The sequence below is a fragment of the Nocardia sp. CC213A genome (assembly GCF_030766805.1).
Lineage (GTDB): Bacteria > Actinomycetota > Actinomycetes > Mycobacteriales > Mycobacteriaceae > Nocardia > Nocardia otitidiscaviarum.
This window is the reverse complement of the sequence record NZ_JASFXA010000012.1, coordinates 1-20,389: the sequence shown is the minus strand read 5'-3', so window position 1 is coordinate 20,389 and position 20,389 is coordinate 1. Positions and strand designations below refer to the sequence as shown.

Below are 20,389 nucleotides of genomic sequence, written 5' to 3'. Positions count from 1 at the left end.
CCCAAACCTCGCTTCCGGAACACCACAGCAGCGCTCCCCGCCGACACCCGTGCAGGACGCACGGCTGTGCCCGCGGCGTCCTGTTCGGGGTTCATTTCGATATCAATCAGACAAAAATGTTCACAAGGGCTATCCATCCCGCCGTGCGATCTCGTTACATGGGCACGACCACACTCGCGGGCCGGAAAACGGCCGTTTTCAGAACTTTGCTGCTGACCACCGAACCAATCTACCGCCCGGAGTGGCCACAGGACCAAAAAGGGTCATAGCCCTTCGCTATCAGGGCATTTCATCATTCATGGGATGAAATATGGCCGCGGTCGCGGCCCGGATCGTAGAGGTGAGACTGCGCACAGGACACCGATTCGGCCAGCGCCCGCCCCACCATGATCACGGCCGCCTGCCGCAGCCCCCGCTCCTCCACCCGGTCGGCGATATCGGCGAGCGTGCCCCGCACGATCACCTGCTCGGGCTGACTGGCCCGGTAGACCACGACCACCGGACAGTCCGCGCCGTACTCGGGCACCAGCTCCCGCGCCAAGGGCCGGACCCGGGTGATCGCCAGATGCAGCACCAGCGTGGCCCGCGTCCGCGCGAAGTTCCCCAGCGCCTCCGACTCCGGCATGGCCGTCGACCGCGCCCGCGTCCTGGTCAACACCACCGACTGCACCAGCTCCGGCACCGTGAGCTCCGCCCCCAGTAGCGCCGCCGCCGCGGCGTACGCGGGCACCCCCGGCGTCACATCCCAGGGAATCCCGAGCGCGTCGAGCCGCCGCGTCTGCTCGGCCAGCGCCGAATACAGCGACGGATCCCCCGAACACAACCGGGCCACATCCTTGCCCTCCCGCGTGGCCCGCGCACAGTGCGCCACGATCTGATCCAGATTCAGCCCCTGCGTATCCACCAACTCGGCCCCCGGTGCACAGTGCCCCAACACCTCGGGATCCAGATAGGTCCCCGCGTACAGCACCACCGGCGCCGCCGCCAGTACCCGCACGGCCCGAACCGTCAGCAAATCCGCCGCCCCCGGCCCCGCCCCGACAAAGTGCACCGTCACCCCCGCGAGTGTATGGAGTCGCGAGGGGGAACCGGCGGCGGCATCGGGCGAGAGTGCACCGCACCGGCTCCCCGTCGGATCAGTCCGCCATGCCGAAGGCGGCGATGACCTTGGTGGGGCGGAGGCGGACCACCAGTTCGCCGGGGACGCCGTTGCGTGTGCCGAATTCCTCGGCACGGTCCGAGCCCATGTAGCGGCCGCCGATGGCGGTGGCGGTGCGGACGAGTTCACCGAGGTCCTCGGAGGTGGTGGCCTCGCCTTGGACCTGCACGAAGCCATAGGGCGGTTCCTCCAGGTCCACGCAGAGCGCGAGGCGGTTGTCGCGGGCGAGGGCCTTGCCCTTGGCGGAGGTCTTGCCGGTATTGAAGACAAGTTCGTCGCCCTCGACGATGAACCAGATCGGCGTCACCACGGGACGGCCGTCGGCGGCGGTGAAGGCCAGCTTGCCGGTGCGGGTGCCAGCCGAGAGGAAGTCGCGCACTTCGGGATCGGAGAGGGATGCCATGACCCCACGCTACGGAGGACGGCGGACGATCCCCGCCAAGCGGACGCGGGACACGCCTCCGCGTTCTATAGAAGATCCCGATTGTTCTTAGAATGGCCTCGTGGAGGACATCGGCGCCATCGGCGTACTGCAGGATCCGGTTCGGCGGCGGCTCTACGAGTACGTGACCGGTCGCGGCGAACCGGTGAGTCGCAATGAGGCCGCGGCGGCGGTCGGAATCCAGCGCCCCCTGGCCGCGCACCATCTCGACAAGATGGTGGACGCCGGACTGCTGGAGACGGAGAGTCGGCGACTGTCCGGGCGGTCGGGGCCGGGCGCGGGGCGACCGGCGAAGCTCTACCGGCGAGCGGCGGCGGAGCGCCAGATCTCCTTGCCGCCGCGTGACTATCGGACCGCCGCGGATCTGCTGGCGCAGGTCGCCGAGGAGGCGCGGCTCGATGTCGAATTGGCGGCGGCGGCCCGCAGGCGGGGTGCGGCGCTGCGGGGTGGTCGCGAGCCGGTGCGCGATCTCGAGACGGCCGCGGCGGTCCTGGCCGCACGGGGGTACGAACCGTTCGACGCGGACGGTGTGCTGCGCATGCGCAACTGCCCCTTTCACGCCCTGGCCGAGGCGTATCCGCCACTGGTCTGCGGGATGAATCTCGCCCTGCTCGAGGGCTGCCTCGGAGATTCCGATCGGGTTCGGGTGCGCATCGACCCGCGGCCCGGACTGTGTTGTGTCGCCGTCGAGTCTTCTAAAACAAATGAAGATTGACATAGAGCCGAGGCCGTGGTGAGCTGAGCCCATGACCGGCCATCACCTCGCCCAGCTCAACCTGGCCATCCTCCAGCACCCCCTCGACGATCCGCGCATGGTGGAATTCACCTCGAACCTCGAGCCCATCAACGCGCTGGCTGAGAGTTCCCCCGGCTTCGTCTGGCGGCTCGTGGACGATTCCGGCAAGGACGCCACCACCATGCGGCCGTTCGGCGATGACGTGATCGTCAACCTGTCGGTCTGGGAGAGCCGGGAAGCATTGTGGGACTATGTCTATCGCAGCGAGCACCTGGAGTTCCTGCGCAGGCGCGGCGAGTGGTTCAAGCGCCCGCGCCAGGACATGATCGTGCTGTGGTGGATTCCGGCCGGACACACCCCGACGCTCGAGGAAGCCGTCGAACGCCTGACCATGCTGCGCTCCAACGGTCCTTCACCCCAAGCGTTCTCGCTGCGCGAGAACTACTCCGCCGCGGACGCACAGGTACCGGCCTGAGCGCTCACGCCACCCGGCGCCGCAGCGCGTCGATGGGGGTTTCCGATGATGGTCTCCGGAGAAGTGTTGAACGGCACCGGGCCGCCGATCAGACGGTGGTCGTTGACTCGGCCGCGGCGGGCACACCCGAGGCGGCGGCACTGGAACTGGCGCGGGTCACCGGAACCCAGCAGTTCACCCGGTGATCAGATCGCGCCGTACTCACGCGCCCGCGCCACCGCCGAGGTGCGCGACTTCACGCCGAGCTTGGCGTAGATGTGCACCAGGTGGGATTTGACAGTGGTCTCGCTGAGGAACAGCCGCCGACCGATGTCACGGTTGGACAGGCCGTCCGCGACCAGGCGCAGCACCTCGATTTCCCTGGGGCTCAAGGTGGTATCGGGTTTGCGGACCCGGGTCATGAGCTTCGAGGCGACCGACGGCGACAGTACGCTCTCGCCCGCCGCGGCGGACCGCACGGCGGCCAGCAGTTCGGACGGCGGCGTGTCCTTCAGGATGTAGCCGACCGCCCCCGCCTCGATCGCGCCGAGAATGTCGGCATCGGTGTCGTAGTTGGTCACCACCAGCACACTGGGTGGATTCGGCAGGGCGCGCACCGCCGCCGTGGCATCGGCCCCCGACTTGCCCGGCCCGAAACGCAGGTCCATCAGCACCAGATCCACCGGGGTGGTGGCGCAGAAAGCGACCGCCTCATCCGCCGTCGTCACCTCGCCGACCACCTCGATATCGTAATCGACCTGCGCCGCACCGGAATCCAGCAGGGCGCGCAGACCCGCCCGGACGATGGCGTGGTCGTCGGCCAGCAGGATCCTGATCATTGCTGATCCTCCAGGGGGAAGGTGATCGTGACGGCGGTGTGCCCGGGTTCGGATTCCACCTCCATGGTGCCGCCCTGCTGCTCCACCCGGCTGCGCATGGCGGTGAGACCGAAGCTGCCGGACGGCGGGTGGGCCAGCACGGACGCCGGTATTCCGACGCCGTCGTCCACCACATCCAGGTGCACGGCGTCGTCGGCGTAGGTCAGGGTGATGCGCATACGCTCGGCCTCCGCGTGCCGCACCACATTCGAGACCGCGCCCTGGGCGATGCGCACCAGGGCGGCCTCCATGGGCATGGGCAGTCCGTGCGGGGTGCCCTCCACCAGCATCTCGGTCTCCAGGCCCGGGGTGGCCGCGCGCTGGGCGATGCGTTCCAGCGCCTGGGTCAGGGACTGCCCCTCCAGCGCGGCGGGCGTGAGTTCCGCGATGAGCTGGCGGGTTTCGACGAGGCTGTCGGCGGCGGTCTCGCGGGCCAGCCGAATCTGTTGCAGCGCGGGATGATCGGGGGTAGCCCGTTCGGCGGCATGCAGCAGCAGTTGAATACTGCTGAGGCCCTGGGCCACCGTGTCGTGGATCTCCTGGGCCAGACGCTCACGCTCGGCCAGCTTCCCCGCGGTGCGTTCGCGTTCGGCGAGAGTCTCACGGGTGGCCAGCAATTCGTCGATGAGGCGCTGCCGTTCGGCGGCCTCGCGGTACAGGGCGGAGTACCCGAGTCCGATGGCCACCGCCACCACCGCACCCAGGATCGGCCCGACCACGGCCCCCACCGACCAACCCCGATGCATGGCGAATCCGAACACCGACAGCGCGGTGGCCGCCACCACCGCCAGCAGACCCCAGTAGCGCGGCAACAGGTGCAGGTAGAGGAAGAACAGGCCGAAGACCAGGTACACCGCGTCCGGGGCGAGCATGACCAGACCGAGCCAGAGCGCCGTGATCGCCAGCAGCCAGACCCGCGCCGCCGTCGGACGACTCTTGAACAGCGCCCCCGCGAAGTAGACGCCCAGGAATGCGCCCGCGATCACCACCACCGCGACGGGATGGGAGTTCGACACCAGATTGCGCGCCGCCACGAAGACCGTCAGGGTCACCACCAGGGCGTGCAGGCCGAGCTGCAAGGCGGCGAAGACGGGGGTCAGGGGCGATCGGTGCACGCCAGACAGCTTATGCCCGGCTATCGGGGCGGCATCCATCGAAAGTTGGAAACACCGCCCCACCGTTCGCTGGTCGGCGTTTCGTTCCGCGGCGCGATGGCCCGGACCCGGATCGGCGACAGAGTGGAGGCATGTTCGTCGCGCTCCGAGATCTGCGCGCCGCCCGCGGCCGCTTCCTGCTCATCACCCTGGTGGTCACCATGGTGGCGCTGCTCGTGAGTTTCCTCAGCGGCCTCACCTCCGGCCTGGCGCACCAGAATATCTCCGCCGTGCAGTCGCTGCGGGCCGATGCCGTGGTGTTCGCCGACACCGGCGGCGAAGCGTCGTTCGACACCTCGACGCTGACCGCCGAGCAGGTGGACGCGTGGCAGCGCACCGGCGGCACGGTGGATCCGATCGGCATCAGCCGCACTCGCGCCACCGCCGCGGGCGCGCCGCCGACCCAGGTGGCGGTGTTCGGGGTCGACGGCACCCCGTTCGGCAATCGAGTGGCAACCACGTCGGGCGAGGTGGTGCTCAGCAGCGCGGCGGCCGGGCGGCTGCACGCGAACGCCGGGGACACGGTCGAACTCGGGTCGGGCGTGTTCACCGTTCGGGGTGTGACCGGCGACGATTGGTACGCGCACACGCCGGTGGTGTGGATGACGCTGTCGGACTGGCAGGCGCTGAGTCCCGGATCCGGTGCGGCCACCATCCTCGCGGTGTCGGGGGTCTCCGACCTCGCGGCCGCCGACGCCGCCGCGCACACCATCACCACCTCCACCGCGGATTCGCTGTCGGCGATGAGTTCGTATGAGGCCGAGAACGGTTCGCTCACTCTCATGACGGTCATGCTCTTCGCCATCTCCGCACTGGTGATCGGCGCGTTCTTCACAGTGTGGACGATTCAGCGCACCGGCGACATCGCGACGCTGAAAGCCCTGGGCGCGACCACCGGTTCGCTGGTGCGGGACGCGCTCGGGCAGGCTTTGGCGGTGTTGCTCATCGGCGTGGGGCTCGGGGTCGGCGGCACGGCGGTGGCGAGCCTGTTCCTCGGCGACGCACTGCCTTTCGTGCTCAGCGTATCCACGACGCTGTTCCCCGCGGTCGTCCTGATCGTCCTCGGTCTGCTCGGCGCGGCCTTCGCCCTGCGCTTCCTCGTCACCACCGATCCGCTCACCGCACTCAACCAGTCCCGCTGACAATGGCTGCCGCACAGGAGTTCTCGATGCCCACCGCACTCACCGTCACCGATCTGACCCTCACCTACCCCGACGGGTCCGACCGCATCACCGCGCTGGACCGGGTCGCGCTGACCGTGCGCGGCGGCGAGATCGCGGCCATCACCGGCCCGTCCGGCTCCGGCAAGTCCAGCCTGTTGGCCGTGGTGTCCACGCTCATCCGCCCGGACTCCGGCCACGTCGTGCTCGACACCGGATCCGGCGCGACCGACCTCGCCCGGCTCGGCCGCCGCGAGGCCGCGGCCCTGCGGCGTGGACAGATCGGCATCGTCTTCCAGCAGCCCAACCTCATCCCCGCGCTCACCGCCCTGGAACAGCTGGAGGCCATGACCCATCTGGGCCAGCGCCTGCTGGTCTCGCCCGCCCGCCGCCGGGCCACCCGCACCCGCGCCCGCGACCTCCTCGCCGCCGTCGGCCTCGCCGACCACGCCCACAAGCGCCCCGCCCAACTCTCCGGCGGTCAGCGCCAGCGCGTGAACATCGCCCGCGCCCTCATGAACGACCCGGCGCTGCTGGTAGTCGACGAACCCACCAGCGCCCTCGACCAGGAACGCGGCGCGGCCGTCATCGACCTCATCATCGAGGTGGCCCACACCCACCACCCCGCCACCCTCCTCGTCACCCACGACCCCACCCACCTGCACCACATGACCACCGTCCACACCATGCTCGACGGCCGCCTCACCCCTGCCCGCCCCGCCCACCTGGCGGCCTGAGCACCGACGGTGAACCGGTGGCGGACCCCACTCGACCGATGCCGCCACCGGTCCTCCCGCCTCGCGGGGGTCACCGCCGAGTCGGATGATGTCGTCTATTTTCCGCCAGCATCGCTGTCCGATTTCCGGCAACGTGGACCCGGTGACCGCACCGCACCCCAAGACCGTCGTCCAACAGGCCTGGCAGGCCTTCGCCACACACGACTACGACACCATCGCCGCCTGCTTCACCGAGGATGCGCAATGGCTGGCGCCCAGCGGAAACGCCACCGCAACATTCTTCAACGGACCGAGTCACATCATCGGGCGGGCGGCCATCTCGAACTTCCTCGCGCACGACTTCCCCAAGCTCTTCGCCGAGAACGTCTCGATCGACTTCCGCGGGTTCTACGCCGAGGGCGACCACGTCATCGTCGAGGAAACCATGAGCGCGACCCTGTCCAACGGCAATGCCTACCGCCTGGACTACTGCTTCGTCTTCGAGCTGAAGGACGGGCAGATCCACCGGGTCCGCGAATATATGGACACCGCCGCGGGCCACCGTATGGTCTTCGGCGAACAGCCGGCATAGAACGGTTTGGCAACGCCTGTCACCCAGGCGAGGGTCGGCTCGATCCCCCGCCGGAGCCCGCCTCCATGACGTGGCCCAATTCCTCGACCTCGTCCGCGACGATCTGATCCGCACCGCCGATCACCGGCGTCGCATCGACCCGGAGACATCCTCGACGATCACGCAGGACCCCTCGGCACCACCACAGCGTGGAGCGTGCCGCCGGAACCCGGAGCGCGGCGTGGAGCCACCGTGATCGTGCGGGCACACAACGACCGGCCGTAGTCGCGCCTGGCGACCGAGACGGGGCTCGTGCAGTGCTCAGCCACAGCAGGCGTGGAATCCGCCGACCGGCGTGCCGGTTGTGTCTGCGGCGGCCGCGGCTTCGACGTCGCGAAGAATCCGGGTTCGGTCCTCGGGGCCGAGGTACCGTCCCCGGCTGACGACGGCGTGGATGCGGGTCGTGTTGGTGATCGCCGCCAGTGGATCGGCGTCCAGGACGACCAGATCCGCGAATTTCCCGGGTTCGACCGTGCCCGTGAGGTGTTCCATGCCGAGGCAGCGGGCGGCGTCGCGGGTCGCGGCCTGCAGTGCTCGCAAAGGCGGAAGCCCCGCCTGTACCAGCAACTCCAGCTCCTCGTGCAGGGCGAAGCCCGGGAATACGAAGGGATTGGCGCAATCCGTACCGGCCACGATGCCGACGCCCGCGGCGTGCATCGCCCCGAGCACCCGTACGCGCGCCCGGTGATTGGCCTGCATGGCGGCGCGGATCGGCGCCGGCTCGCTCTGCGCGCCGAGGTTCTGCCACCACGTCTTGAACGACGGCGGCATATAGCGCAGACGGTCGTCGCTCGGGTCGCCGGGCGGTCCACCGGACAGGAACCGCTGCATCACCACCAGCGTCGGAGACAGCCAAGTGCCCCGCCGGATCATTCGATCGGCAAGCGCCTCAGCGATGTCCGGGCTGAAGGTCTGTGCCGCGGTCTGTTCGAGTAGGGGCGCGAAGGTCCCGACGTTCAAGGTGGACGGGTCCATGGCGCGGAGTTCGGCGTGCAGTTCGGCCGCGCGCGACGAGGTCGCGACGAGCATGCCGATCATGTGCTCGAGGGTGTGCTGTCCCATGTCGACCGCCTCGCCGACCGCCACCTGAGTGGGCAAGTGCCCCGCGAACCGCAATCCGGCTCGGTGCGACTCGTCGGCGACGGCCAGATAGGTTTCTCGGCTGAGTAGCGAATAGACCTTCACGAAATCGGCGCCGTCGCGCTGTGCCTGCCGCACCGCGGCCCGCCCGTCCGCCTCGGTGGCCACCACCTGCGACTGCGGCCAGATCCCGGGCGGCCCGTCGATGATGTTGCTGGCCACCACCATTCGTGGCCCGAATGCTTGTCCCAGCTCGATCCGCCGCCGCAGGTCGCGGGTGCGCGGTGTACCCCACATTTCGCGAATCCCGGTCACACCGTGGACTACATGCAGTGGCGGGAAGATCCGTTCCGTCTCCGTCTGGTGCACATGCATATCCCACAGGCCGGGGATGACGAACTTGCCCGCCAGATCCACCACCGGCACCCCGGGCGGCAGCGGAATATCGGCTTGTCGCCCGACAGCCAGGATCCGATCACCCGCCAGCACGATCGCTGCCCCAGGTAGCGGGGCAGCATCCGTGCCCTCGATCAGCGTGGCCCCGGAAAGCACCCGCACCGGCGCCCCGTCATCAGCGTGCGCCCGGCCCCCTCCCATGACACTGCCCACCGCCGCGCCTACCGCACCCATGCCCAGCAGCCTCAGAAACTCCCCTCTGCTCCAACCATCCACGACCTACACCACCCTCACTCGCCGGAAGACCTCAGACATCCGGCTCTCGTTGTTGATTCTCCGACACGATGAAACATGGGTTGGCCCCTTCTGCTGGTCGAGGGCTTGTGAACGGTGGACCCGGCTGCGATGAAGACTGTTTGACCTGGTCAGCCAGAGGTGCGGGTGACCATGTGCAGCGCTAACTGGGCGTGGAACCGGGCGAGTCCGTCGATATCGTTGCCGGGGTGTGGTCCGGCGATTTCGGAGAGCCGAATTGCAACGTTTGCCATCGCGGTCGCCACGAGTTTCACCTCGTTGGCGCCGTCGTAGTCGGGCACCGCGAACTGATCGTTGGCTATCCCGGCTTCGATGATGTTCTCGATCCTGCGCCGGTTGGCACGCCGGAATTCGATTTCGCGCCGGAGGTAGTCCTCGCTCAGTTCGACGTAGTCGATGTTGGCGACTTTGGTCGCCTGCGGGTTGAGCAGTGCGAAGCGGGCCATGGTCTCGATGAGTTTGAACAGGCGGTCGGCGGGGTCGTCCGGGTCGGCTGCGGCCTCGGCGGTGCGGATCAGGGCTGTGAGTTGGTTGCCGAATCGAGCCAGGATGGAGAACAGCAGTTCGTCTTTGGAGGTGAAATGGTTGTACATCGCGCCGGGTGTCAGGCCGCATGCCACCATGATGTCTTTGACCGACGTGCCCCGGTAGCCTTGGGCGGCAAAGCGTTCCAGGGCCACGGCCTCGATCCGGCGCTTGACCGGGCTGTCGGACTGGACGTTCGCCGTGGCGGTCGTCTTTTCAACCACTGACTCGTCTCCTGTCACTTCCACCACCACATGATGGGCTGAATGTCCGTTCACACATCATCCTAGAGTTGCGGCGTTCGCCGAGGCGGCCCGGCGGTCGGCGGCCATTTGTTGTCGCTGGTTCGGCCTTCAGTCGATGCGGTCGCGACGGACGGTGATTCCGGCGGCGTCGCGGTCCCAGGTATCGGGGGTTATCCCGGCCGCGCGCAGCGCGTATTTCTCGACCTTCCCGGTCGGCGTCTTGGGCAGCTCGGCCAGGAATCGGACGTATCTGGGGATCATGAAGTGCGCCATGCGCGGACGCAGATACTCGATCAGGTCCGCCGGAATCAACTGGTGGCCGTCGGCCAGGGCGAGCACGACGAGAACCTCTTCCTCACTGTGCTCGCTCACCACCCCGACCGCGGCGGCCTCCTGGACGGCGGGATGCGCGAGCAGTTCGGCCTCCACCTCGAAGGAGGAGATGTTCTCCCCGCGCCGCCGAATGGCGTCCTTGGCACGGTCTACGAAGTAGAAGTTGTTCTCACTGTCCCGGCGAAACAGGTCGCCGGTGTGGAACCAGCCGTTGCGCCAGACTTCGGCGGTCGCGTCCGGCATCCGGTGGTAGCCGGCGTTCATGGTCCATGGCAGGTCGGCCCGGACGATCAGCTCGCCCACCTCGCCGACTCCGATTTCCCGGTCGTGCCCATCCACCAGACGCACCTCGACACCGGGGCGCGGCTTGCCACACGAGCCGATCGCCGTCGGATTCGGTGCGGAGACGATCGGATTGGACGTCTCGGTCATATTGAAGACGGTCAGCACCCGGACGTCGAAGCGCTCGGCGAAGGCGATGGCATCCGCCGTGAGGGGCACGGTCAGCGCGAACCGCAGCGGATTGTCGGCGTCGCCGGGGCTCGGCGGCCGTTTGGACAGGAAGGATATGGGCGCTCCCAGCAATGTGCACGCGGTGGATTCGGTCCGGCGTACGACATCCCAGAACTGTTGTGTGGCGAAGCCGCGGCTGATCGCGATCGAGGCGCCCAGCGCGAGTGCCCCGTTGACCGCGAGGGTTGCGGCGCCGTGAAAGAACGGGGTGTTGATCAGGTACCTGTCCGTTGCGCCGAGGTGGCCGCGCATCACCGCCATGGCCGTCGTATGGGCGTGCAGGTGCGGGCACCGCACCCCCTTGGACGGTCCGGTGGTCCCGGATGTGTACATGATCGTCTGGATATCCCACGGCTCGACCAGCCGCCGCGGCCCGGTGAACCCGGTCGGGTCGGCATCCATCACCGCCGCTCCGACGACCGCCCAGGCCGCCGGTTCGGATGGTTCGGCCGGTAGATCGCCGAGCACGACGACGGTCTTCAGCCCGGCCGGGTCGACGGCCCTGAGCCTGTCCACCAGATCCGGGTGGACCACGGCGACCTGTGCTCCCGTATTAGCGACCACGTGAGCCAGCAGCTTTCCTTTGTAAGCCAGGTTGACCGGCACGTAGACGGCGCCGATAAGGTTGATCCCGAACCAGATCGCCAGCACGTCGGGCCCGTTCGGCAGCCATACCAGAATCGGGTCGTCCTGCTCGACGCCCAGCTGCCGTAGCCCGGCGGCGGCCCGCTGGGCCTGTTCCAGCGCGTGGCGGTACGTCCAGCTCGGCTCGTCGCTGTCGTCGAAGACGGCGAATATCCGGTCCGGATGCTGCGCCGCGCCCTTGGTGAGCAGGGCGGGCAGGACGCACTCGGCCGCTGCGGGAATGTCGTGCTGTGTCATGGTTTCTTCCGCTCCGCGACGCCGCGCCGCGGCGTCGAGCGCGCACATTCGGCCGACCACACTGCCAGGGCCGCACCTCTCGATGGTATCCCGGTGCCGGTTTCGGGCCGGACGAGCGCACAGCGGCTGCGATGGTTCACTCGGGCGCTCCGTGATCGGCGGGAAGGACGGACAACGCGAGCACGGACTGCCCGTCCGGCCCGTGGTAGACGCGCTGGTCGGCGATCTTTCCGACGGCGTCGGCGCCGATGGTGTTGCCGGTGTTCAAGTTCCGGTCGAAGCGCGGGAAGTTACTGCTGGTCACGGTCAGTCGCAGTTGATTGCCCGGTCGGAAGCGCCAGGCCGTCTCTCCGCAGTCGATCCGCAGCCGGGTCGGCGTGCCGGGCTCCAGAGGTACCTCGCGGTCCAGACCGTCGCGGTAGCGAGCCCGGGTGATGCCGTCGACCACGGCGATCGACCGACCGTCCGGGTACACCTCGCTGAGCCGTGCGACGAAGTCGGTGTCGGTCGCCGACGAAGAGACCGTCAGCTCCAGCAGCACCGGCCCGACCACATCGAGCTCCTGATCCAACGGGGCTGAGGTGTAGCAGAGCAGGTCCGGTCGGCGTTCCAGGAACGACACATCCCGTGGTCCGGTGACCTCATTGCCCAGCACCACCCGGCCACCGTGAGTGGGTACCGGGTGCTGCGGGTCGTAGACGTATGCGTCGTACCGGTTTCGACCGGGCGCATTGTCCACCAGCCGGCCGTTGCCTCCCGCGGTACGGGCATCGCCGTCACTGGTGAGCACGAACTCCCGGGTTTTCACCCCGGATGGTGGCCATTGCTGAGCGGTGCGCCATTCGTTCGCGCCCATTAGGAAGTACTCCACCGGGGGCAGGTCCGTCTCGACGCCCCGCAAGTGCCGGTCGAAGAAGGCCAACTGCTTCGCCGTCAGCCCGGCGGCCCCTTCGGCCAGCACTCCGAAGTTCATATCGCCCTGTTCGGCCGGGGCGTTCTGCCCGTGCGCCCATGGCCCGACGATCATCCGGTGTTCGGTGGCGCATGCCGTGTCGGCTCCGGTCAGTTGGACGTATCCACGGACACCGGCGTCGCAGTAGATGTCGAACCAGCCTGCCAGCGACAGGCTCGGTACGGCGATGGAGTCGAACGCGATCTGCGCTGTCGTGGAGAACCGGCCGGCCAGGGCATCGCCGCGATCGACCACGGCACCTGAGGACAGGCCCGGCATCTCCGACAGTGGCAGGTGATGGGTTGCGAGGTCCGGATCGGTGACGATCGCGCCGACAGCGACCAGCAGCTCCGGATCGATCTCCTCACCGCGAGACTGTCGAGTCGTCAGCGATTCCAGCGTCATGTAGGCCAGCCAGGACACCAATTGGACCAGTGGCACCGCACCGCCGTCGGCGCGGCGTTGCAGCTCGCCACCCGCCGCGATGGCCGGCGCGATCGCCCTCAGGTGTGGCGGATGCAGGGCCGCGCCCATCCACTGGACAATGCCGAGGTACGAGCCGCCGATCATGCCGACGTTCCCGTCACACCACTGCTGCGCGGCGATCCATTCGACCGTGTCGTAGGTGTCGAGGCCCTCCTGCTCCCACATGATCGGCGTCCAGACGCCGTCGGAGGCGTAGCGGCCCCGCGTGTCCTGGACGACGACGGTGTACCCCGTGTGGACCGCGTCGGTGGTCCGGAACCAGTCGCTGTTCGGCATCGCGGCGGCCTTGTTGTACGGCAGCCGTCGCAACAGCACCGGCCGGGGCGATCGATCCGCCGCGCGCCAGACGTCGCCGCGCAGGATGACACCATCGCGCATGGGCATCTCCACGTCGCGGTCGACGATCATGCCGGGCCGGGTACCGAATGTCGTCTCCATCTGCCCACTCTCTTTCCTGTTCCTCGTGGTTCGACTCATCCGCGCACCCACCCACCACTCCAGGAGGCGGTTCGCCGCGACGAGCCCGGAAACCCCTGCACCGACGATCGCCACCTCCGCTGACACTCGCAAGGGGATGCGGCATGGCTGCCCCTTCCAAGGGTAAATGAATGACCATATACTAGGCTCGAGTTCACGATGTCGGAACCCTGGGCGCGCAAAGCCTCGACGCCGGTGCCGTGGTCGTAGGTTTACGAACATTCATTCATACCGATTGGGATGGTGCCTGATGGCGATCGAAGGAACTGTCGAGCCGCGCTTCGAGCGCGTCCGCGCCGCGTTCGAGGAGAACTTCGACAAGCGCGGTGAGATGGGCGCTGCGTTGTGCGTCTACCACGAGGGCCGGTCCGTCGTGGATCTCTGGGGTGGGCTGGCCGACAGGGCGCGGCAACGGCCATGGACGATCGATACGCTGGCGCCCATCGACTCGGTGAGCAAGGGGCTCACTGCGATCTGCGGTCTCATGCTCGTCGATAGCGGAGAACTGGACCTCGACGCGCCGGTGGCGAAGTACTGGCCGGAATTCGCGGCGGCCGGCAAGGAGGACCTTCCGGTGCGCTTGCTGTTCACCCATCAGGCCGGACTGCCTGCGGTCGATCGGTGGATCACCATGGCGGATCTGGAGAGCTGGACGCCGATGGTGGAGGCGCTGCAGGAGCAGACGCCGCTGTGGACACCGGGCACCGCGCACGGATACCACGGGGTGACCATGGGTTACCTCGTCGGAGAGGTGATCCGGCGCATCAGCGGATTGACGCCCGGTGCCTTCCTGCGGGAGCGAATCAGTCCGGCGCTGGGTGGTCTGGAGGTGTGGATCGGGCTGCCGGAGGCGGAGGAGTCGAGGGTCGTGGCCGTCGAGCGAGCCGATATCAGCCCGGAGGCCACGGTGGCGGCGTCGACCGGCGACGAACGCTACGACGCGTTCCTGGCCGAAATGGCCGAGCTGTGGGCGTCACCGTGGTTCCTCGCGGCGTACGCCGACCCGGACAAGCGGTCGATCGAGCCATCCCTGACCAGGTCCATCGGCGCCCGCACCATGGGGCCGATCGAGATCGGCGAGGACATGAACAGTCGGCGGCACCACGCGGCCGAGGTGCCCTCGGTCACCGGCATCGCGGGCGCCCATTCGCTGGCGCGGTTGATGGCGGCCCTGATTGGGGAGGTCGACGGAGTTCGGCTGATCGGCCCGGAGCTGACCGCCGAGGTGGCCCGCCGCTACGCGAGCGGACCGGATCAGGTGCTGCGGGCCGATACCGCGTGGGGGCTGGGTTTCCATGTGCCCGGCGGGATCTTCATGCCCGATTTCGGCACCGGGCACGCCTTCGGACATGCAGGCGCCAACGGAACGCTGGCCTTCGCCGACCCAGACCGCAGCCTCGCTCTGGGGTATCTGCGAAGTCTCCAGGAGTGGTCCATTCCCGACAACCGCTCGACGCCGCTGGTCGAGGCGGTCTACGACTGCCTGGACAGCGCCACTCCCCCTGTTGGATAACTCTGCGACGGGGAACTGGTGGCGGAGGCTTCTCGGCCGATGCCGCCACCGGTTCCCCGTGATCGATCAACCAGTCAGAGTTGGCCGGAGTCGGCGATGCGGATGGGGGCGGTGGTGGCGCCGGAGTCGGTGCCGGAGCGGGCTATGGCGTCGAGGAGGGGGAGGCCCTCGGTGATCTGGCCGAAGACTACGTGGCGGCCGTCCAGCCAGGGGGTTTCGGCGAAGGTGAGGAAGAACTGGGAGCCGTTGGTGTCGGGGCCGGAGTTGGCCATGGAGAGAACACCGGGGCCGGTGTGGGTGCGGGTGAAGTTCTCGTCGGCGAACTTGCCGCCGTAGATGCTCTCGCCGCCGGTGCCGTCACCGGCGGTGAAATCGCCGCCCTGCGCCATGAATCCGGGAATCACCCGATGGAACGCGCTGCCCTTGTAGTGCAGCACCGCCCCGCTCGAACTGGTCCCCTTCTCTCCCGTGCACAGTGCCCGGAAATTCTCGGCGGTCCGCGGCACCGCATCCGCGAACAACTCCATGACGAGTCGGCCCACCGGCTGCTCGCCGATGGTGATGTCGAAGAATACGTGCGGATTGTGGCCGTGCGCGGCGGCGGTTCGAGCGCCGAACGCCACGGCTCCCACGGCGGCGGCGGCGGATGCGAGAGCGGACCTGCGAGACAGCGGAGTCATCGACCTTCTTCCTGTTCGGATCGGACGGCAGCATGCCATATGCCGGGCAGCACCGGGTCCGAACCGCACAGGGGTTGGCGATTCTCGCACCGAATACGACGGAAAGGGTATTTCGAAAGCCGTCTGCCAAACTGATGAAAGCCATTGCCTCGCAACCCACTCCGTATCGTGTTCGACGCGCTAGCCTGCGTCCATGCCCAGCGTCTGACACGAGGTGGTGATCGATCTGTTCCGCCAGCGCCCTCAACTGGCGGTCGAACTGCTCACTCTCGCTGGAGACCAGCAACTACCAAGGTTCGACAACGCCCGGCTGGAGTCGGGGGACTTCCCCGACATCTGCCCGACCGAGTACCGGGCCGACACCGTCGTCGTGCTAACCGAAGACTCGACCCCGGTCCTCGCCGTCGTGGTCGAGGTGCAACTGCGACCGGACGGCGACAAGACCTGGAGTTGGCCGGTCTACCTGACGACGCTTCGGGCACGGCTGCGGTGCGCAACAGTCCTGCTGGTGCTGTGCCCTGACGAACACACCGCCCACCGCTGCCGCACCCCGATCACCGTGGCCCCCGCCTTCGTGCTCACACCTACGGTTATCGGGCCGGCGAATGTTCCGGCGGTCACCGACGCCCGGTCCACGGTCGCGAACCCTGAACTGGCCGTCCTCTCGGCGATCGCCTATCGCAACCGTCCCGAGCGAGACGCGGTCCTGACCGCACTTGTCGAGGGCGCGCTCGATGTTCCCCATGGCAAAATGTATGTCGATCTGGTGATGGCCATCCTGCCGCGGACAGCCCGGAGCTTCCTGGAGACTCTCATGACTACCGGCACCTACCAATACAAGAGCGAGTTCGCCCGGCGCTACTTCTCCGAGGGAGAAGCAAGGGGCCAAGCACAGGGAGAGGCCCGCGCATTGCTCACTGTCCTGCACGAACGTGGGATGGTGCTGCCGGAGTCGGCTGTCACACGGATCCACGAGTGTGATGACACCGAGTTGCTCAACACCTGGATCGCGCGTGCGGTAACCGCTGGCAGCCTCGATGAGGTGTTCGACGACTGAAGGTCACGACCGCAGGGCCCGGTCGATGCGGGAGCGCAGGGTGCGGAGTTCGGTGGCCAGTTCGGGGGGAGCGTGGAGGTCGAAGTCGACGCCGAGGTCCAGGAGGCGGTGGGCCAGCCATTCCGGGGAGTCGTCGCGGTGGGCGTCGAGGCGGCAGGTGCGGTCGTCGAGGGCGACGATGTCGCCGGGGACGTCGCCGAGGCGACCGGTGACGCGGTGGGCGGGGGCGTGGATGGTGGCGCGAACATGGAATGTCGGTGTGCCCCAGTCGGTTCGCTCACCCGCCACGTAGGCGGCGGGGCTGTCCGCCGGTAGCGGGCGTGGGGTGAAACGCGCGGCGGTGGGGTGCGGCCGGGTGATGCGATCGACACGGAAGGAGCGCCAGGCGTCGCGGTCGAGGTCGTAGCAGACCAGATACCAGCGGTGGCGGGTGGATACGAGGCCGACGGGTTCGGTGTGGCGGCGGGATTCGGCTCCGGCGGGCGACCGGTAGGTGAAGCGGACCCGTTCGCGATTGGTGACGGCGGCGGCCAACGCGGTGAGGATGTCCGGATCCACCGGAGCGCGGACCGGAGCCGGTGCGGCGGTGGCGGTGGCCAGTACGCGGACGCGGCGGCGGAGCTTGACCGGGAGCACCTGTTCGAGCTTGGCCAGGGCGCGGACCGACGCCTCCTCGATACCCGTGACGGCCGTACCCGCCGCGACGCGCAGTCCCACCGCGATCGCCACGGCCTCCTCGTCGTCCAGCAGCAGCGGCGGCAGCGCCGCTCCCGCCACCAGGCGGTATCCCCCGGCCGCGCCCAGGGTGGCCTCGACCGGATACCCCAGTTCGCGCAGCCGCTCGATATCGCGGCGCACCGTGCGATCGGTGACGCCGAGCCGTTCGGCCAATTCGCTCCCCGGCCATTCACGCGGGGTTTGCAGCAGGGAGAGCAACCGCAGCAGTCGCGCCGATGTGTCCGTCATATTTCTCAGTGTGCCGTTTATCTAGGACCAAAACAGTCCTATATGGCCCATAACTTGGTCACCGGACAGCCCGAACGACACAGGAGCCGGTAATGACCCGCGAGATCCGCCCCTTCCGCATCGACATCCCGCAGACCGATATCGACGACCTGAACGACCGCCTGGCCCGCGCCCGCTGGTCCGCGCCGCTGCCGGGGCAGGACTGGGACAAGGGCGTGCCGGTCTCCTACCTGAAGGAGCTGGCCGAGTACTGGCGCACCGAATTCGACTGGCGTGCACAGGAAGCCGCGCTCAACGAATTTCCGCAGTTCATCACCGAGATCGACGGCTCGGACGTGCACTTCCTGCACGTCCGCTCGCCCGAGCCGGACGCACTGCCGCTCATCCTGACCCACGGCTGGCCGAACACCTTCGTGGAGTTCACCAAATCCATTGGCCTGCTGACCGATCCGCAACGGTACGGCGGCGACCCGGCCCAGGCGTTCCACGTGGTGATCCCGTCGGTCCCCGGCTTCGCGTTCTCCGACGCGCCCCGGGAACTCGGCATGTCGCCCCGCAAGGTCGCCGAGATGTGGGTGGAACTCATGGACCGGCTCGGCTACGACCGCTACGGCGTCCAGGGCGGCGACCTGGGCGTGTACGTGGTGCAAGAAATGGCCATCGCCGCACCGGATCACGTGGTCGGCGTGCACATCGACGGCGGAGTCGGCATGCCGACCGAGGCCGACGTACCGGCCATGAACGCCGAGGAACGCGCCGAGTGGGACATGATGCAGCAATGGATGACGGGTGTGGACCACCACGTCCTGCTGCACGACGCCCCGGAGACCTTCGCCGCGGCGTGGACGGATTCCCCGGTCGGCCTGCTGGCGTGGCTGGTGCACAAGTTCACCGAATTCGCCCCGCTGGCCGACCATGTCGAGCAGGCCGTCGAACGCGATCACCTGCTCACCAATATCAGCCTGTACTGGTTCACCAACACCGCCGCCACCTCCAGCTGGCCCATGTACAACGGCCTCGGTGACGACGGCTTCGCCTGGCCGAAGGGCCAGCGACTGGTGCCGATGGGCGTCTACGGCGGCGGCTCGGCCCTCATGCGCCGCCTCGCCGAACGCGACAACCTCATCACCCACTGGCCCGAGGGCAATACCGGCAACCACTTCGTGGCCATGGAACTGCCCGAGATGCACACCGCCGACATCCGCGCCTTCTTCGCCGAGATGCGCTGACCGCACGCACCTGCCACAGTGTCGCCATGGACGATGAGGTTCGGGCGGCACCGTGGAGGTCGTGACATCGCTGCCCGCCGACACCCCGCTGTCGCGGGTGGCGGCGGCCGTCCGGCGCATCGAGGAACTCGGATTCGACACCGTGCACATCTCGGAGACGGTGCACGACCCGTTCGCCGCCTGCGCGCTGGCCGTCGAGCACAGCAGCACGCTGACCATTCGCACCAGCATGGTCGTGGCCTTCGCCCGCAGCCCCATGGTGACCGCCTGTGCCGCCTGGGATCTGGCTTGCTGGTCCGGTGGGCGGTTCCAGCTCGGCATCGCATCGCAGGTGCGCGGCAACGTGGTCGGCCGCTACTCCATGCCGTGGACCGATCCGGTGGCGCAACTCGGCGACTACATCGCCGCGCTGCGGGCCATCTTCGCGGCCTTCCAGCACGGCACCCCGCTGGATCATCACGGCAGCCACTACCACTTCACCCGGCTCCAGCCGTACTTCGACCCCGGACCGCTGGACACGCCCGCACCCGCCATCTGGATGGGCGCGGTGAACCGGCGCATGACCGAACTCGCCGGTGCGGTGGCCGACGGATTCGTCGCGCATCCGACGGGTTCGCATCCCCGAACGCTGCTGGAGCAGACACTGCCCACCCTGCGCGCCGGTGCGCGCGGCCGGGATCGTGCCGATGAGCCGAGGGTGGTCGTGGTGCCCAAGGTCGTCACCGGCCGCGATCGGGAGGCCCTCGCCCGAGCCCGCGAGGCGGTGCGCTCCGAACTGGCGTTCCTGTACTCCACGCCCGCCTACCGCGGCACCCTCGATCGGCTCGGCCTGGGCTCGGTCGCGGACGAACTCACCGCCGCGGCCCGCGCGAAGGACTGGACTCGACTTCCGACGATCCTCACCGACGAGTCCGTCGCGGAGCTGGTTCCGCAGGCGACCTACGCGGAGCTGCCGGAGCTGCTCGCCGAGCGATACCGCGGCCACTGCCATGGCATCGCACTCGGAGTCCCATCGGACCCTCGCGATGACGACGAGTTCCGCCGACTGCTGACCCGCATCCGGGCCATTCGCTGAGTCGCGGTCACCACTTGCGGGCGGCGAACCACCCCAGCAGGCTCGGGTCGTCCACGGCGGTGGGGGCGACCACGGACTCCGGATCGGCTCCTTGGAGCAGTTTCTTCAGCGGCACCTCGAGTTTCTTGCCGGTGCGGGTGTGCGGGATGGCGGGAGCGGCGATGATCTCGTCGGGTACGTGCCGGGGCGACACCTCTTCGCGGACAGCGGTATCGATGCGTCGTTTCAGGTCGTCGTCGAGTTCGGTGCCGTCGGTGAGGACGACGAACAGGGGCATCCAGTAGCCGCCGTCGGGTTGTTCGATGCCCAGGACGAGCGATTCGGTGATCTCGGGC

Annotated in this window: 19 protein-coding genes and 1 pseudogene; 9 read left to right on the top strand and 11 right to left on the bottom strand. The window is 68.2% G+C overall.

Features of this window, described 5'->3' with window-relative positions; translation table 11 throughout:
• Window positions 1-292: 292 nt before the first annotated feature.
• Together cobM and QJS31_RS21960 are read right to left on the bottom strand one after the other, a co-directional pair.
• Window positions 293-1,057, bottom strand: coding sequence for a precorrin-4 C(11)-methyltransferase (cobM, locus tag QJS31_RS21965; RefSeq protein WP_282782438.1), 765 nt, complete (start codon window positions 1,055-1,057; stop codon window positions 293-295).
• A 79-nt stretch (window positions 1,058-1,136) separates the two neighbouring features.
• Window positions 1,137-1,562 carry a PPOX class F420-dependent oxidoreductase gene (locus QJS31_RS21960; protein WP_282782440.1) on the bottom strand — a complete coding sequence of 142 codons (426 nt, stop codon included), beginning with the start codon at window positions 1,560-1,562 and terminating at the stop codon, window positions 1,137-1,139.
• A gap of 100 nt (window positions 1,563-1,662) precedes the next feature.
• Here QJS31_RS21960 and QJS31_RS21955 point away from each other — a divergent pair, with 100 nt between their 5' ends.
• Window positions 1,663-2,316 carry a metalloregulator ArsR/SmtB family transcription factor gene (locus tag QJS31_RS21955; RefSeq protein WP_306357582.1) on the top strand — a complete coding sequence of 218 codons (654 nt, stop codon included), beginning with the start codon at window positions 1,663-1,665 and terminating at the stop codon, window positions 2,314-2,316.
• A 31-nt stretch (window positions 2,317-2,347) separates the two neighbouring features.
• Complete coding sequence (locus QJS31_RS21950; RefSeq protein ID WP_282780523.1) at window positions 2,348-2,812, top strand: DUF3291 domain-containing protein; 465 nt, start codon at window positions 2,348-2,350, stop codon at window positions 2,810-2,812.
• Window positions 2,813-2,997: 185 nt separating this feature from the next.
• On the opposite strand, the gene QJS31_RS21945 is transcribed toward QJS31_RS21950, so the two are convergent.
• Entirely contained in the window at window positions 2,998-3,630 is a 633-nt protein-coding gene (locus QJS31_RS21945; RefSeq protein WP_282780525.1) for a response regulator transcription factor, read from the bottom strand.
• Window positions 3,627-4,784 carry a sensor histidine kinase gene (locus QJS31_RS21940; protein WP_282780527.1) on the bottom strand — a complete coding sequence of 386 codons (1,158 nt, stop codon included), beginning with the start codon at window positions 4,782-4,784 and terminating at the stop codon, window positions 3,627-3,629. The genes QJS31_RS21945 and QJS31_RS21940 overlap by 4 nt, the downstream gene beginning before the upstream one ends.
• 131 nt (window positions 4,785-4,915) lie before the next feature.
• Here QJS31_RS21940 and QJS31_RS21935 point away from each other — a divergent pair, with 131 nt between their 5' ends.
• The 3 genes from QJS31_RS21935 to QJS31_RS21925 all read left to right on the top strand — a co-directional run bounded on the left by QJS31_RS21935 (window position 4,916) and on the right by QJS31_RS21925 (window position 7,291).
• Complete coding sequence (locus QJS31_RS21935) at window positions 4,916-5,965, top strand: ABC transporter permease (RefSeq protein ID WP_282780528.1); 1,050 nt, start codon at window positions 4,916-4,918, stop codon at window positions 5,963-5,965.
• A 26-nt stretch (window positions 5,966-5,991) separates the two neighbouring features.
• Window positions 5,992-6,720 carry an ABC transporter ATP-binding protein gene (locus QJS31_RS21930; RefSeq protein WP_282780530.1) on the top strand — a complete coding sequence of 243 codons (729 nt, stop codon included), beginning with the start codon at window positions 5,992-5,994 and terminating at the stop codon, window positions 6,718-6,720.
• 142 nt (window positions 6,721-6,862) lie between these two features.
• Complete coding sequence (locus tag QJS31_RS21925) at window positions 6,863-7,291, top strand: nuclear transport factor 2 family protein (RefSeq protein ID WP_282780531.1); 429 nt, start codon at window positions 6,863-6,865, stop codon at window positions 7,289-7,291.
• 300 nt (window positions 7,292-7,591) lie between these two features.
• On the opposite strand, the gene QJS31_RS21920 is transcribed toward QJS31_RS21925, so the two are convergent.
• The 4 genes from QJS31_RS21920 to QJS31_RS21905 form a co-directional block, all read right to left on the bottom strand.
• Window positions 7,592-9,040 (bottom strand): amidohydrolase family protein, encoded by a 1,449-nt coding sequence (locus tag QJS31_RS21920; RefSeq protein ID WP_282780533.1) that lies wholly within the window; start codon window positions 9,038-9,040, stop codon window positions 7,592-7,594.
• Between the two features lie 191 nt (window positions 9,041-9,231).
• Window positions 9,232-9,924 carry a TetR/AcrR family transcriptional regulator gene (locus QJS31_RS21915; RefSeq protein WP_282780534.1) on the bottom strand — a complete coding sequence of 231 codons (693 nt, stop codon included), beginning with the start codon at window positions 9,922-9,924 and terminating at the stop codon, window positions 9,232-9,234.
• Between the two features lie 75 nt (window positions 9,925-9,999).
• Window positions 10,000-11,619: an AMP-binding protein gene (locus QJS31_RS21910; protein ID WP_282780536.1), complete on the bottom strand. Its 1,620-nt coding sequence runs from the start codon at window positions 11,617-11,619 to the stop codon at window positions 10,000-10,002.
• Between the two features lie 136 nt (window positions 11,620-11,755).
• Entirely contained in the window at window positions 11,756-13,756 is a 2,001-nt protein-coding gene (locus QJS31_RS21905) for a CocE/NonD family hydrolase (protein ID WP_306357581.1), read from the bottom strand.
• 28 nt (window positions 13,757-13,784) lie between these two features.
• Between QJS31_RS21905 and QJS31_RS21900 the strand changes: the two genes are divergently transcribed.
• Entirely contained in the window at window positions 13,785-15,047 is a 1,263-nt protein-coding gene (locus QJS31_RS21900; protein ID WP_306357580.1) for a serine hydrolase domain-containing protein, read from the top strand.
• Between the two features lie 74 nt (window positions 15,048-15,121).
• Here the strand turns inward: QJS31_RS21900 and QJS31_RS21895 are convergent, their stop codons facing one another.
• Complete coding sequence (locus QJS31_RS21895) at window positions 15,122-15,727, bottom strand: peptidylprolyl isomerase (protein ID WP_282780541.1); 606 nt, start codon at window positions 15,725-15,727, stop codon at window positions 15,122-15,124.
• Between the two features lie 214 nt (window positions 15,728-15,941).
• Here QJS31_RS21895 and QJS31_RS21890 point away from each other — a divergent pair, with 214 nt between their 5' ends.
• The gene (locus QJS31_RS21890; protein ID WP_282780543.1) at window positions 15,942-16,784 is read left to right on the top strand and encodes a hypothetical protein; all 843 of its coding nucleotides are present in this window, start codon (window positions 15,942-15,944) and stop codon (window positions 16,782-16,784) included.
• Between the two features lie 3 nt (window positions 16,785-16,787).
• On the opposite strand, the gene QJS31_RS21885 is transcribed toward QJS31_RS21890, so the two are convergent.
• Window positions 16,788-17,750 carry a YafY family protein gene (locus tag QJS31_RS21885; protein WP_282780545.1) on the bottom strand — a complete coding sequence of 321 codons (963 nt, stop codon included), beginning with the start codon at window positions 17,748-17,750 and terminating at the stop codon, window positions 16,788-16,790.
• A gap of 92 nt (window positions 17,751-17,842) precedes the next feature.
• Here QJS31_RS21885 and QJS31_RS21880 point away from each other — a divergent pair, with 92 nt between their 5' ends.
• Both QJS31_RS21880 and QJS31_RS21875 read left to right on the top strand, forming a co-directional pair.
• Window positions 17,843-18,979: an epoxide hydrolase family protein gene (locus QJS31_RS21880; protein WP_282780547.1), complete on the top strand. Its 1,137-nt coding sequence runs from the start codon at window positions 17,843-17,845 to the stop codon at window positions 18,977-18,979.
• Between the two features lie 52 nt (window positions 18,980-19,031).
• The gene (locus QJS31_RS21875; RefSeq protein ID WP_282780550.1) at window positions 19,032-20,054 is read left to right on the top strand and encodes a TIGR03617 family F420-dependent LLM class oxidoreductase; all 1,023 of its coding nucleotides are present in this window, start codon (window positions 19,032-19,034) and stop codon (window positions 20,052-20,054) included.
• A 7-nt stretch (window positions 20,055-20,061) separates the two neighbouring features.
• On the opposite strand, the pseudogene QJS31_RS21870 reads toward QJS31_RS21875, so the two are convergent.
• Window positions 20,062-20,389: pseudogene (locus tag QJS31_RS21870) on the bottom strand (acetoacetate--CoA ligase); the annotation flags it as partial.

What these genes read in the sequence shown, in the direction of transcription:
- QJS31_RS21960 (WP_282782440.1), bottom strand. Translation starts at nt 1,562, where the DNA reads ATGGCATCCCTCTCCGATCCCGAAGTGCGCGACTTCCTCTCGGCTGGC.
- QJS31_RS21950 (WP_282780523.1), top strand. Translation starts at nt 2,348, where the DNA reads ATGACCGGCCATCACCTCGCCCAGCTCAACCTGGCCATCCTCCAGCAC.
- QJS31_RS21945 (WP_282780525.1), bottom strand. Translation starts at nt 3,630, where the DNA reads ATGATCAGGATCCTGCTGGCCGACGACCACGCCATCGTCCGGGCGGGT.
- QJS31_RS21935 (WP_282780528.1), top strand. Translation starts at nt 4,916, where the DNA reads ATGTTCGTCGCGCTCCGAGATCTGCGCGCCGCCCGCGGCCGCTTCCTG.
- QJS31_RS21930 (WP_282780530.1), top strand. Translation starts at nt 5,992, where the DNA reads ATGCCCACCGCACTCACCGTCACCGATCTGACCCTCACCTACCCCGAC.
- QJS31_RS21920 (WP_282780533.1), bottom strand. Translation starts at nt 9,040, where the DNA reads ATGGGTGCGGTAGGCGCGGCGGTGGGCAGTGTCATGGGAGGGGGCCGG.
- QJS31_RS21910 (WP_282780536.1), bottom strand. Translation starts at nt 11,619, where the DNA reads ATGACACAGCACGACATTCCCGCAGCGGCCGAGTGCGTCCTGCCCGCC.
- QJS31_RS21905 (WP_306357581.1), bottom strand. Translation starts at nt 13,756, where the DNA reads ATGTTCGTAAACCTACGACCACGGCACCGGCGTCGAGGCTTTGCGCGC.
- QJS31_RS21900 (WP_306357580.1), top strand. Translation starts at nt 13,785, where the DNA reads ATGGCGATCGAAGGAACTGTCGAGCCGCGCTTCGAGCGCGTCCGCGCC.
- QJS31_RS21895 (WP_282780541.1), bottom strand. Translation starts at nt 15,727, where the DNA reads ATGACTCCGCTGTCTCGCAGGTCCGCTCTCGCATCCGCCGCCGCCGCC.
- QJS31_RS21885 (WP_282780545.1), bottom strand. Translation starts at nt 17,750, where the DNA reads ATGACGGACACATCGGCGCGACTGCTGCGGTTGCTCTCCCTGCTGCAA.
- QJS31_RS21880 (WP_282780547.1), top strand. Translation starts at nt 17,843, where the DNA reads ATGACCCGCGAGATCCGCCCCTTCCGCATCGACATCCCGCAGACCGAT.